11 protein-coding genes are annotated in these 12594 nt (G+C 70.2%); 5 read left to right on the forward strand and 6 right to left on the reverse strand.

Annotated elements, in window-relative coordinates; genetic code table 11:
* Positions 1-96: 96 nt before the first annotated feature.
* The 6 genes from ATK30_RS04975 to ATK30_RS05000 all read right to left on the reverse strand — a co-directional run bounded on the left by ATK30_RS04975 (position 97) and on the right by ATK30_RS05000 (position 5229).
* Entirely contained in the window at positions 97-318 is a 222-nt protein-coding gene (locus ATK30_RS04975) for a helix-turn-helix domain-containing protein (protein ID WP_043839057.1), read from the reverse strand.
* Positions 315-1127 carry a DNA-methyltransferase gene (locus ATK30_RS04980; protein WP_051173139.1) on the reverse strand — a complete coding sequence of 271 codons (813 nt, stop codon included), beginning with the start codon at positions 1125-1127 and terminating at the stop codon, positions 315-317. The genes ATK30_RS04975 and ATK30_RS04980 overlap by 4 nt, the downstream gene beginning before the upstream one ends.
* On the reverse strand, positions 1124-2161 hold the full coding sequence (locus tag ATK30_RS04985) for a DNA-methyltransferase (protein WP_043839060.1): 1038 nt from the start codon (positions 2159-2161) through the stop codon (positions 1124-1126). Before ATK30_RS04985 ends, ATK30_RS04980 begins: the two co-directional genes overlap by 4 nt.
* Entirely contained in the window at positions 2158-3393 is a 1236-nt protein-coding gene (locus ATK30_RS04990) for a DNA-methyltransferase (protein ID WP_051173141.1), read from the reverse strand. Before ATK30_RS04990 ends, ATK30_RS04985 begins: the two co-directional genes overlap by 4 nt.
* 113 nt (positions 3394-3506) lie before the next feature.
* Entirely contained in the window at positions 3507-4421 is a 915-nt protein-coding gene (locus tag ATK30_RS04995) for a DNA methyltransferase (protein ID WP_043839062.1), read from the reverse strand.
* Positions 4414-5229 carry a hypothetical protein gene (locus ATK30_RS05000; RefSeq protein ID WP_051173143.1) on the reverse strand — a complete coding sequence of 272 codons (816 nt, stop codon included), beginning with the start codon at positions 5227-5229 and terminating at the stop codon, positions 4414-4416. The genes ATK30_RS04995 and ATK30_RS05000 overlap by 8 nt, the downstream gene beginning before the upstream one ends.
* Positions 5230-5930: 701 nt before the next feature.
* Between ATK30_RS05000 and ATK30_RS05005 the strand changes: the two genes are divergently transcribed.
* From ATK30_RS05005 to ATK30_RS05025, 5 genes are all read left to right on the forward strand, one after another.
* On the forward strand, positions 5931-6953 hold the full coding sequence (locus ATK30_RS05005; protein ID WP_051173144.1) for a hypothetical protein: 1023 nt from the start codon (positions 5931-5933) through the stop codon (positions 6951-6953).
* A 185-nt stretch (positions 6954-7138) separates the two neighbouring features.
* Positions 7139-7456, forward strand: coding sequence for a pilin (locus ATK30_RS45550; RefSeq protein WP_200864550.1), 318 nt, complete (start codon positions 7139-7141; stop codon positions 7454-7456).
* Positions 7457-7460: 4 nt separating this feature from the next.
* Positions 7461-9590: a hypothetical protein gene (locus ATK30_RS05015; RefSeq protein WP_043839064.1), complete on the forward strand. Its 2130-nt coding sequence runs from the start codon at positions 7461-7463 to the stop codon at positions 9588-9590.
* Positions 9587-10750, forward strand: coding sequence for a PrgI family protein (locus ATK30_RS05020; RefSeq protein WP_037817383.1), 1164 nt, complete (start codon positions 9587-9589; stop codon positions 10748-10750). The genes ATK30_RS05015 and ATK30_RS05020 overlap by 4 nt, the downstream gene beginning before the upstream one ends.
* Entirely contained in the window at positions 10747-12591 is a 1845-nt protein-coding gene (locus ATK30_RS05025) for a VirB4 family type IV secretion system protein (protein ID WP_244194521.1), read from the forward strand. Before ATK30_RS05020 ends, ATK30_RS05025 begins: the two co-directional genes overlap by 4 nt.
* Positions 12592-12594 lie beyond the last annotated feature (3 nt).

The following is a 12594-nucleotide window of genomic DNA, read 5'->3' on the forward strand; positions in this document are numbered from 1 at the left end:
ATCAGCGGGTTGCCGTCATGCTCGCGCTGCAGAACCCGCTCGGGGAAGCCCGAGCCCGAGCGACACCACCCGATCCGGCGAATCCCCGAGCAGCGCTCAGCCAGCAGGCTCGTCCAGGCCAAGGACCCGTCGCAACCCGGCGGTCGGGACGCGGTATTCCCCGCCGACGCGCAGCACCGGACACGGGAAACCACCGTCGCGCGCCAGCGCGTACGCCGTCGTCCGGCCGATCCGCAACGCCCGCGCCGCGGTCATCAGATCCACCACCGCCGGCAACGCGGCCACCTCCCCCAACGTCAGCACGGCCGCTGCGTTCACGAGACCACCGCACCCGTCAGGCGGCGGCAGGCCAGGTCGTGACAATCCGGATCCAGATCGACGCCGACGAACGAGCACCCGTGTTCCAGCGCGGCGATCCCGGTGGTCCCGCTGCCGCAAAAGGGATCCAGCACCACACCACCGGGCGGGCACCCCAGACGGACACAACGCCGCGCGATCTCCAGCGTCCCCGCTGCCGGATGCCCCGTACCCGAACGCCCCGCCGGGACCCGCCAAAGATCCGTCATCCCCTCCGCCGCGAACCAGTGCACCGGCGACCGGGTCAGCAGGAACACCGACTCGTACCGCTGGGCAAGCCGGTCCCGCACACTCTCCGGCCGCGCGTTCGGCTTCTCCCACACCACCGCATTCCGCACCAGCCACCCACGATCCTGCAACGACAACGCCACCCGCCACGGCACACCCACCAGATCCTTGCGCCGAAACAACGACTGCGGCGGCCGATGCACCCCGTACCCCGTCGCCGCCCGCACCGCAGCAGTGCGCGCGACCGAGCCCGGCGCCACGTAATTCCCCCACGACCCGCCGAAACAATCACCCAGATTCAGCCACACCGTCCCGCCCAGCGCCAGCACCCGCGACAGCTCCCCGAAGACCCCGGCCAGTCGCGCGACATATCCATCCACGGTGGACTCGACACCGTATTGCCCGACGACGCGGTAGTCCCGCAAACCCCAATACGGCGGCGACGTCACGACGCAATCCACCGACCCAGCTGCCATCCCTGCCACCACCTCACGCGCATCGCCGACGCACAACCGCACCGCCGCCCCAGTTCCGGCCGTCATCGGTCTCCCCCATGCCTGCCTGCGTCCAGTCGCCGCTGTGCGAGGTCGTGGTAGGCGGGGTTGGTGTCGATGCCGGTGAAACGCCGGCCGAGCGCGCGAGCGGCCACGCCGGTGGTGCCGCTGCCGCTGAACGGGTCCAGGACGTGACCGCCCGGCGGGCATCCGGCCGCGATGCACCGGCGCGGGATCTCCACCGGCGACGGTGCCGGATGGCCGCCGCGGGTGCGGTCGGGTGGAACGGTCCACACGTTGCCGGGGTTGCGACCGCGCTGCCCGTCGGCGGGTGCGCGAAGCCAGGTTCCGCGTGCTGTATTCGGCTTCGTGCCGCCGCGGTAGGCGCGACGGGACAGGGCACGGTCGCCGGTATACGGCTGCCGGATCGCGTCGAGGTCGAAGTAGTAATCCGGTTGCGTGACGAACAGGAAGAGCATCTCGTGGCGGGTCGCGAGCCGATCGGAGACCGGGGTGGGCGTGGCGTGGGGCTTGTGCCACACGATCGCCGACCGCAAGATCCACCCGTCGCTTTGCAGTGCGAAGGCCAGCCGCCACGGCATGCCGAGCAGATTCTTGTGCGGCACGTCCGCTCGTGACCGGTAGTGCGGCTGACCGGCCTGGCCGGGGGTCGCGCACCAGTAGCCGTCGGAGTTGGTGGAGTAGCTGTCACCCAGGTTGACCCACACCGTGGCCCGCGGAGCCAGCACGCGCCGGGCCGCGGCGAACACCGCGCGAAGGGCTGCGAGGTAGTCATCCGCGGTCGCTTCCAGCCCGGTCTGCGGATGCTCGCGCCGGTCCCCGCAGTCTTGGCACCGCCACCGCCTGGCACCCGCGTCGCGGAGACTGGCCGGGCGGTGACGGCAGCCGGGTCGGCCGCCGGTCCAGGCGTCCGGGGCGTAGTCGCGCAGCCGCCAGTAAGGCGGGCTGGTGACCAGACAGTCCACCGAATCCTCTGGCAGATTGCGGAGCGCGGCTTCCGCGTCGGCGGTCACCAGCGTGATGGCGGCGTCCGCACGGGCGTGTGCTGCGCAAGTAGTCATGCGGCCCTCCCGGTGTCCTGTGCGGGGAGGCCGAGACGGCGCAAGCCGATGTCGTGGAACGCCGGGTTGAGGTCGATGCCGAGATAGGACCGGCCGAGCCGACGCGCGGCCAGTCCCGTCGTGGCCGCACCGCTGAACGGGTCGAGCACCACACCGCCGTCCGGGCATCCCGCGGCGATACAGCGCAGCGGGATGTCGACCGGGAACGCGGCGAAGTGCGCTTCCCGCAACGGGCGGGTGGTGATCGACCAAACGTCACCAGGATTCTTACCCCGAGCGTGCGCGGCGGTGTGCCGAGCCCCGGTCGGGCGCATCGCGTCCCCCGGGGCTTTCCCTGCGAACGGTTCAGTGTCGCGGTATTTGCCGTACACGCTGTGCCCGCGGCGACGCGCGGTCGCACCGATCCCGCCGTGGCGGCCCTTGTTCGCACCGCCGAAGACGATGCCCTCCCCGACCGCCTCGGGACAGGCAAATGGCTCGCGGATCGGATCGAGGTCGAAGAAGTACTTCTGCTGTTTGGTCAGCAGGAACAGCATCTCGTAGCGATTGGAGAGCCGGTCGCGCACGGACTCGGGCATCGCGTTGGGTTTGTGCCACACGATCGCGTTGCGCAGAATCCAGCCGTCGGCCTGCAACGCGAACGCGACCCGCCACGGCATCCCGACCAGGTTCTTCCGCGGCAACGACCGCGTGCGCGCCACCCCGGCCTGGCGCACCGATTCCCGCAGTGGCGCTGCTGCGCTACGGCCGGACAAGGTGCTCGCCCGCATCGCGTCCCCGGTGCGGCCGGGCGGTTCGGCAGAGTACGAGTCGCCCAAGTTCAGCCACACCGTGCCGGTGTCGGCCAAGACACGATGCAGCTGCGCGAAGACCTCCCGCAGCCGGTCCACGTAGTCCTGCGGGGTCGGTTCCAGGCCGTGCTGGTCGTCCTCGCGCTGGGCGCCGCACCGGCGGCAGCGCTGCGGCACGCCACCGCGATGCGCCGCGGACGCGGGATAGGCAAGCCCAGGGTGTTTGGACTGGGGAACGTTGCCGCCACGTCCGGCCGCGGCCAGGTGCGCGCACCCGGGATCGCCGCCGACCCAAGTTCCGGTCCCGTAGTCGCGCAGCCCCCAGTACGGCGGGCTGGTGACCACGCAGTCCACCGAATTGGCTGCCAGGCCGGTCAACGTGGTCGCGGCGTCGCCAGTGTAGAGCGTGACCGCGTCGTCGCGGTAGTAGACCGTGTCCATAAGGTTTGCTCCTTCGGCACGTTGAGCAGAGGTTGCGAGCCGCAGTAGGTCGGATCGCGTCGCCGCGCCGCAGACGGGCACCGACGCGCATCTTGCGTGAAGCGGTCCACACTTCAGGCGACGACCAAATCGGGCCTTGTTCCGTGCCAGGCGCGGTGCGACGGCGCGGGCAGCGCGGGGAGGGGTTGGTTCAGAGCCGGATAGGCCGCGTCGGGATCGGCCCGGAGCACCAGCGCGGTGTGATGTGCGGGCAGCGCGACCGGATGCCCGAGAGCGCGTTCGGCACGGGCGGCGGCGCGGCGCTGAGCCAGCGACGCGCGGGTGTAGGTGCGGCCTCGCCGCACGGTGGCGGTCAGCGCCACACACCGCGCGACTGGTGCCAGCCCGGCAGCGGTGGCGACCGCCGTGATCCGGCTGGGAACGTCGAGCAGGTCGTGCCGCACTGGGTGGCGCCGCGGGGCACTGGTGATGACCGCGTGCCCGCCGGGACGCAGCAGCGGCCGGTACTGCGTCAGCAGTCTGTGCAATCGCTCCAGCGCACCATCCATGTCGCCAGCCGGACTGGGCCGCAGGGTCGTCAGGAGGAGGTCGATCCGCCCGGTCAGTCCGGCGGTGGCCGCGGCGACCGCGGTGCCGGGGCGTCGGTCGAGGATGAGGACCATGCCGTCGGCGAACACCCCGCGCGCCTTTGTGGCAGTCACGTTGGTGCGCGCCAGACGCCACCAGCGCCGCTGCCCGGTCAACCCGATCGCGTGCCGCCCGCCCCGTAGCGCTTCGACGATCGTAGTGCCCGCCCCGCAGTCGGGATCGAGCACGACATCGCCGGGCCGAGTCAGCGCCGCGATGGCGTGGCGGGCGATCGCCGGGGCCATCAGAGCGTGGTCGGCACCGGTGGCGTCGTGGTAGCCGCCCTCGTTCAGCTGGGCCGTCAGACTGTCGGTCCCGGTCGGCCACACCGACGCCACAACCGGGCCTTCGGACCGCTCCCCCGCCGGGCGGGGGTGCTGCCTCCCAGTGCGCTTAGACATCCGAGGTCTCCTTCCCGTCGAAAGCACCCTCGTCCGTCGCGTCCGGCGACAATCGACCGAGCAGAACGAGGTCGTGATGCACCGAGCGCAGCGGCGGCGCTGCGGCGTCGACCGCGCGCGGCGAGAAGTCCAGCGTCGAGGCCGCGATGCCTGCGCGGCCAGCGGCTACGGGGCGGTTCGGCAAGGTCGACACGGGCGTAGCGAGCACGGCGATGTGATCGAGACATCGCAACCCGCGACTACCCAGCGTGCTCAGCGCAGTCGCGTGCGGGTCGCGTAGTCGCCCATCACGGACATCGCTGTGTGTGACTACGGCGATAAGGCCGCCCGGAGTGAGCAGGGCGTCCCAGTCGGTGTGCGCGAGCCAGTCGGTGGCGTGCGGATCGAGCGCGGTGATGATCAGGTCGAACCCGCCATGCGGTCGGTCCCCGTCGCGACGCCGAGGGCGTGCGGAGTCGGGGTGCGGTTCGGCCACCGGGTGCAGCCCGAACCGACCGAGTCGGAGTCGCGACCCCGACTCGGATCCGGCGCAGGGGGCCGAGTCGGGGTGCTCGGCCGGGTAGCCGGGTGCGGGTGCCGCAGTCGCGGCGTCGGCACCGCGGCCGAGCCGGGAAACGGTCCAGACCGCCTCGGCGAGACCTGCGTACGGGGTGGCGCTGCGGGTGCCGTCAACCGCGCGCCGAAGAGCGCGCGGGGACGGCGGTGGAGTAAGCAGAAGGACGCGGTCGCCGGGGCGGGTGTAGGTCGTCACGAGGGTGACGACCGTGCGTCCGAGCCAGCCGGGAAGCAGTGCAGTACCGGGCAGCATTTCCGCCTCGGCGAACGGCCAGAAGGTCGCCGGACGTGGCCTGCGGGCAACTGCGGTTGCAAGCTTGGTCTGTGGCGCGCGATGCCGACTGCGGCGGAGGCCGGCAGTGTCGCGATGCGGCAAGCGGTGGTGACGGCGTCCGGGCTCGGGGTGCGGTGGTGAAGTCATCGGTGGCCTTCCTCGCGGTGTGATCGGCGTGGTCTGCCAAGTCGCCCCAAGAGGCGGGTTTTGGGGCCGTTTTTCGACACCGCTCGCCCAAGTTTTTTCATAACCTCCGAAGTCCTGCACCGTACGCAGAGAGAAACGAGTCCGAATAGGTCGACACTTTCCCAGCTTCCCGGAAGGATTCAAGCCAGGACGGCCGGGGTTGACCCGCTTTCGAATCACCCGGGTTCGGGTCAAGAAGAATTTCCGACCAGAACAAAGCAAGCCCCCGGAGCTGCCGCGGACCCGCCTGAGCCGGCCGCCGACTGCCCACTAAGGATCACTTAAACGACCAGCTCACAAGCTACTAAGACGATCACGGACACCGCCAGGACAGGTTGCCCTGCGTGAGGTTTCCGAATCCTTCGAAGCTTCGCTTTTAGTAGCCAATTTCACCTACTAAGAAGATCATCTTTGTTCTTTTCTTGTCTTTTTCTTGTCGCCGCCCTGGCGTCCTGACGGAGCCGATTCCACGAACTCCAGTCAGGAGCACGCCAATGACGAACGACGAGACCGTGTCCGCGCCTATCCGCCCCGATCACGAAGGGCACGACTGGCTGCCGCTAGACACCGCGCGCGACGCTTTCGGGTGGCTGGTCACCGGGCCGAAGCCGATGGCTGTGCACGGGGCCCGGTTCGCCGGATTGCCACGGCGTCCGGTGCCGCTGGACGAACTGCGGGACCGGGTGATGAGCAAGCAGTGCCCGCCCCGCACGCGCGACGATGTGTGGGCGCACCTGGTGCTGCGCTCCCGCGCGCACGGGGGTGCCTGGACGGTGGCGTGCGTCGGGATGGCCCTGCCGTCGCTGGCCTCGAGCGCGCGATGGCTGGCGGCGCGGTATCGCGGCGATCGCGCGGACGCGCACGCGGCCGTGCTCGCCGGGTTTGTCCACGCGCTCTCGACGGTCGATCTGGCTGACCCGGCCATCGCGGTCCGGCTGCACTTCGCCGCGCGCCGCGCCGGGCAAGCAGCATTGGAGGAGTCGCTCGACGCTCCGATGCCTGCGGGCTCGGGCTATCGGTCCGCGGTGCCGCGCCCGCCGTACGGACACCCCGACTTGGTGCTCGCGCGGGCGGTCGGTGAGCAGATTCTCACCCCCGCCGAAGCGGAACTGATCTCGTCGACCCGGCTCGGCGAAACCTCGGTGACCGGCTGGGCGCAAACCCACGGAGCCGCGCTCAAGACCGCGTTCAAGGCCCGCGATCGAGCTGAAGACCGACTCGTCGCGTGGCTGCGCGATCAGCTCGCCGACACCGACTCCGACGACCCCGTCGCGGACGTAGCTGTCTCCGCTCTGCTCACCGGCTCACCGGCCGCTCCCGCCGAGGAGAAGCCGCACTCGTCACGTGCCGTGAGCGGTCGTCTGCGCAACGGCCGGCCAGTCGATTCCAAGAAATCGTCACGAGCGGTGTCGAAAAAGGACCCGAAATCCGGCCTCTTGGGGCGCGGGGAGATCCCACCCAGCTCTCCGCGTACCGCCGAGCACGAGCCGATTTCGGAGGTGCGCCGATGCGCGTGACACCCCATCCCCAGATCCGACGCGCCACCGCGCCGGCGCGCTCGCCCGCGTCGAGCGCATCCGAACAGAACCGACTCCGCACGGGCACCATCAGGCGCGCGCGGCCGACTGCACACACGGATGGTGCACGTCCATGTCATCGGACCTCTCAGTCGCGACCGGTGCGCAGCACGGTGACCCACTCCGTGGTCTTAGCGCTACTCGGCACGGTCCTGCTCAGTGTGCTCAGCGCGGATGCGGCGCAGGCCTCCACACAGGTTCTCGCGATCGCGAGCAGCGTCGGCCAGGTCTTCGACAACATCCGCAATTGGCTGGTCGGCATCCTCGCCGGGCTGGCGACGGTGTTCCTCACCATCGGCGGCGTCCGGTACCTGATGGCCGCGGGCGACCCCGGCGAAGTGGAGAAGGCCAAGCAGTCGTTCAAGAGCGCCGGGTGGGGCTACGGGCTGGCGGCGCTGGCACCGCTCGTGGTGGAAATCCTGCGCGGGATTGTCGGGGCCTGACGCCATGGCCGCGCCCCGACACCCCGGCCCGTCCGAACCCGATCGCGGCGAGCCCGGCACCGGCGCACGCCCGGCGGACCCGGCGCGCCGGGAGAGGGTCCTGCTCGCACCGCAGCGCGTCGGCCGTGGTTCCCGGCGGCGGCTGGTCTGGCTGCTGGCGCTCGGCCTGACGGTGGTGCTCGGCAGTGTGCTGGCCGTCGGTGCATGGGCCTCGCCCGGCGCGCCCCCGCAGCCCGGTGCGCAGCAGGCGGCGCTGGCGCAGCAACCGCCTCCGTTGCCGCTACCACCCAACCCCAGCAACTCGTGTGCCCCGAACTCGCCGGACCCGTCGTGTCACTTTCCGACAGGCTCTCCGCGCCCGTCGGTCCCAGCGACGCCGCTGCCGCCGATCACCGAGCTGCCGCCGCCGACAAGTTGCTTTCCCGGCCAGATCGGATGCACCCCCGGCGGCCCGACCACCGCACCAAGCACGAGCGCGCAACCGAACCCGCCGTGCACAGGCGAGGACTGCATTCCGCAGCCCACCCCGCCGCCGAGCACTGGCCAGCAACCGGGCGGTCCCAGTACGGGAAACGACGATCCGGAGTGCGGGCTGACCAACATCACCGGCTGTATCGCCAAGGCGATCAACGGTGTCTTCAAGGATCTGGTCAATGCCGCCCTGTCGCCGATCCTGGACTTGCTCGGCCACACCGCGCTGACCACGCCGACGCTGGACCAGCTTCCCGGCATCGGCGAGCTGTGGGACAACTCGTGGCAGATCGTGCTGGCCTGCTACGGGATGCTGCTCCTCGTCGCCGGGATCGTGGTGATGTCCCACGAGACGGTGCAGGCACGGTATTCGATCAAGGAGATCGGCCCGCGGATCCCGATCGGGTTCCTCGCCTCCGCGCTGTCGCTGTTCTTCGCCGAGAAGCTCATCCGGCTGACCAACGCGCTGTCCGCCGCAGTGCTCGGCGACGGAGTGAATCCGCCGTCGGTGGGGTCCACGCTCAAGGACGCCGTCGAGGGTGCGGTCTCCGGCGGGTTCTTCATGATCCTGCTGGCGCTGGTGCTCGTGGTCGTCGGGATCGCCCTGCTGATCGTCTACGTCTTCCGCGTGGTCATCACGCTGATTCTCATTGTCACCGGGCCGCTTTTTCTGATGTGCCACTGCCTGCCCCATACAGATGGCATCGCCCGGTGGTGGTGGAAGGCGCTCGGCGCGACGCTGGCGATCCAGGTTGCCCAGTCACTCGTGCTGATCAACGCCGTGCGGACCTTCCTGTCCGGCGGGGTGCGTCTGTTCGGCTCGACACTGTCCGCGCTCGGCATGCTCATCGCCGCGATCACCTTGTTCTACATCTTGTTCAAGATTCCGTTCTGGTTCCTCTCGGCCACCAAGCTCGGCAGCGGCCGTTCCTTCCTCGGCGGGCTCGCGAAGGCGTACATCGCGGCGAAAACGTTCGGGATGGTCGCCGGGAAGTCCGGAGGGTTCGGCAAGGCCGGAGCGGTCGCCGGTGGCGGAAAAGGCAGTAAGCGCGGCGGTGCCGCTGCCGATCCGCCGTGGCCCGCTCAGCCGCGGATCGCGCCGACACCGGAGGCGGTCAACCAGCGGATGCAGGCGGCCTACGACAAAGAGCGCACCCGTGCTGCCCAGCACCCTCGCCCGCCCTCGCAGCGACCGGAGTTTCTGCAGCCCGGCCCCCAGGAGACCACCCACGACCCAGCCGTCACCCCGGCCAATCAAGGACCCGTCATGCCCGAATTCAGTTCAGCATCCAAACCCGACACTCCAGTCCCACCGCCGGCCGGACGGCGCCGCAGGCAGGCTCCGGCGGCGCCCAGGTTCCAAGCACCCGGTGCACCGCGCCGCGCAAGCGGCAACACGCCCCCGGCCCGGCCGGTCGCGGCGGCCGCAGTTCCGCCGCACTTGCGGTTCCAACCGCCGACGCCGGACCCGTCCCACGTGTCCCGGCCAGTCACGCCCGCGACGGCGCCACCCGCCGCACCGGCGTTCCGGACCGCGCACCCGGAGCCTCGCCTCGGAGACGCCCGCCCGCGCACGCCGTCCGTCCCGCCGGTGACGTTCCGGGCGCCCACCCCACCGAAATCCGCGCCGACATCCCCGCCTCGCGGAGGTGAGAAGTCATGACTCAGCCCGTGCGCATCCCTGCCGACGTCGACCGCGAAGACCGCGTCCTAGCCAATCTCACCGTTCGTCAGCTGGCGATCCTCGCGGTGACCGGGATCGTGCTCTACGGCGGCTGGACGCTAGCCCGCGGTGTGGTCCCGCTGCCGGCGTTCCTGATCGTCGCGATTCCTATCGGGGTCACCGCCGCGGTCCTGGCGCTGGGGCGACGCGACGGCATGAGCCTGGACCGGCTCGTGCTCGCCGCACTTCGCCAGCGGCTGCAACCCCGCCGCCGGGTCGCCGCCCCCGAAGGTGTCCGGCCCGCACCGGAGTGGCTGACCAGCAGCATCACCGCGTCCGACGCCACCGGCGCGGCGGGCACATCGGAGGTGTCTCCGGCGGCGCTGCGGCTGCCCGCGGAAGGGGTCACCGAGGCCGGTGTCGTCGACCTCGGCCCCGACGGGGTCGCGATGGTCGCGGTGGCCAGCACCGTCAACTTCGCGCTCCGCACGCCCGGTGAGCAGGAGGCGCTGGTCGCCAGCTTCGGCCGGTATCTGCATTCGATCTCCGCGCCGGTGCAGGTGCTCATCCGGGCCGAACGTCTCGACCTGAGCCGCCAGATCAGCGACCTGCGCGAGGCCGCCCCCGGCCTGCCGCATCCGATGCTCGAAGCCGCCGCACGGGAGCACGCGACCTACTTGGACCAGTTGCGCCGCTCCACCGATTTGTTGCGCCGCCAGGTGCTGCTGGTGCTGCGCGAGCCGGTCCGCGCCACGGGGCCGACCGACGGGCTCGGCGGCGCGTCCCCGCTCACCCTGCTGCGGGCGCGACGCGCCCGCGGACGGGACGGCGAGATCACCGAGACCGCGCGGCGCTCGGCGGAGGCCCGGCTCGTGCGGAGGCTGGGCGAAGCCACCGAACTGCTCTCCCCAGCCGGGATCACGATCACGCCCCTGGACGCTGGGCAGGCCACTGCCGTGCTGGCCACCGCGTGCAATCCCGACAGCCTGATCCCGCCCTCGGCGGGTCTGGCCGGTGCAGACGAGGTGATCACCACCGCTGCCCCGGATCCCGACGACGAACCGCCAGTCCATCACCGAAGCACGGCCACCCGGGCCGGGCGTGACAACGCGCCGCCGGAGCCGTCGGCCTTGGATGAGTGGGAGGGCGGGGACCTATGAGCAGGAAGTTCGGCCGTGATCGAGGCCGCGGCGCGCGGGATACGAATGCACCGTTGGGAAGGGCCAGTGCGTTCACACCGGATTCGCTGTCGGTCGCGCCCCGGCATCTGGAGATCGGCGGCGAATGGGTCTCCTCTTTCGCGATCACCGGCTATCCGCGCGAGGTGCACGCGGGGTGGCTGCAACCGCTGCTGTCCTACCCCGGCCGCGTCGACGTGTCGCTGCACATCGAGCCGATCGACCCGGTCACCGCCGCCCACCGGCTCAAGCGCCAGCTGTCCAAATTGGAGTCCGGGCGACGACACACCAGCGAGAAGGGACGGTTGCTGGACCCGATGGTCGAGGCCGCGACCGAAGACGCCTACGACCTCTCGGCGCGCGTCGCCCGCGGCGAAGGGAAGTTGTACCGGCTCGGGCTGTATCTGACCGTGCACGCCACCAGCGAAGCCGATCTCGACGAGCAGGTCGCCGCAGTGCGGGCGCTCGCGGCATCGCTGCTGATGAACGCCCAGCCGACCACCTACCGGTCGCTGCAAGGCTGGGTGTCCACCCTGCCGCTGGCGCTGGACTTGATCGGCATGCGCAGAACTTTCGACACCAGTGCGCTGGCCGCCGCGTTTCCCTTCACCAGCCCCGATCTGCCGCCCGCTGACCCGACCAGTGTCGCCGCACCGGCCGGTGTGCTATACGGGTTCAACGTCGGATCGCAGGGTTTGGTGCATTGGGATCGCTTTTCCGCCGACAACTACAACAGTGTCGTGCTCGGGCGCTCCGGCGCGGGCAAGTCCTACCTGGTGAAGCTGGAAACCCTGCGCAGCCTCTACCGCGGCGTCGAGGTCGCGATCATCGACCCGGAGGACGAGTACCGACGACTCGGCGAGGCCATCGGCGGCACCTACATCCACCTCGGCGACGCCGACGTCCGCATCAACCCGTTCGACCTTCCGATCGCCATCAGGCCGGACGGTCGCCGCACCGCCCCCAAAGACGCCCTCACGCGCCGGGCGCTGTTCGGCCACACCGTCACCGGGGTGCTGCTCGGCACCGACCTGTCTGCACAGCAACGCGCCGTGCTCGACCGGGCGATCATGGCCACCTACCAGCAAGCCGGGATCACCAGCGACCCGCGGACCTGGGGCCGGCAGGCACCGCTGCTGGCCGACCTCGCCGCAGCCCTCACCGGCACCGCAGACCCGGTCGCGGCGGACTTGGGCACCCGGCTGCACCCGTTCGTCGAGGGCGCGTTCTCCCCAATGTTCTCCGGGCCCACCACCACAAGGCCCGAGGGACACCTGACCGTGTTCAGCCTGCGGGACCTGCCCGACGAACTCCGGCCGATCGGGACGCTGCTCACGCTGGACACGGTGTGGCGGCGGGTGTCCAACCCGGCCATCCGGCGGCCGAGGCTGATCACGGTCGACGAGGCATGGCTGCTCATGCAAGACCCTGCCGGGGCGCGTTTTCTGCACCGGATGGCCAAAGCAGCCCGGAAACACTGGGCGGGCTTGACGATCGCGACCCAAGATGTCGGGGACGTCCTCGGGACGGACCTGGGCAAGGCGATCATCGCGAACGCGGCTACGCAGATTCTTCTCCGTCAAGCGCCGCAAGCGATCGAGGAGATCGTGGCAACCTTCAACCTGTCCGAGGGCGAGAAGCAGTTCCTGATTTCCGCGGACAAGGGACAAGGTCTGCTTTCGACTGGGACGCAGCGAGTCGCGTTCCAGTCGCTGGCTTCGCCGCAGGAAAACGCGCTCATCACTACTTCCCCAGAGTTCCTCGCAACTTTACCCGAATCTGAGCGGAACTCTGGGTATTTGGTGCTTGACGATGATAGCTGAATC

This window comes from Amycolatopsis echigonensis, assembly GCF_002846615.1.
Taxonomy (GTDB): domain Bacteria; phylum Actinomycetota; class Actinomycetes; order Mycobacteriales; family Pseudonocardiaceae; genus Amycolatopsis; species Amycolatopsis echigonensis.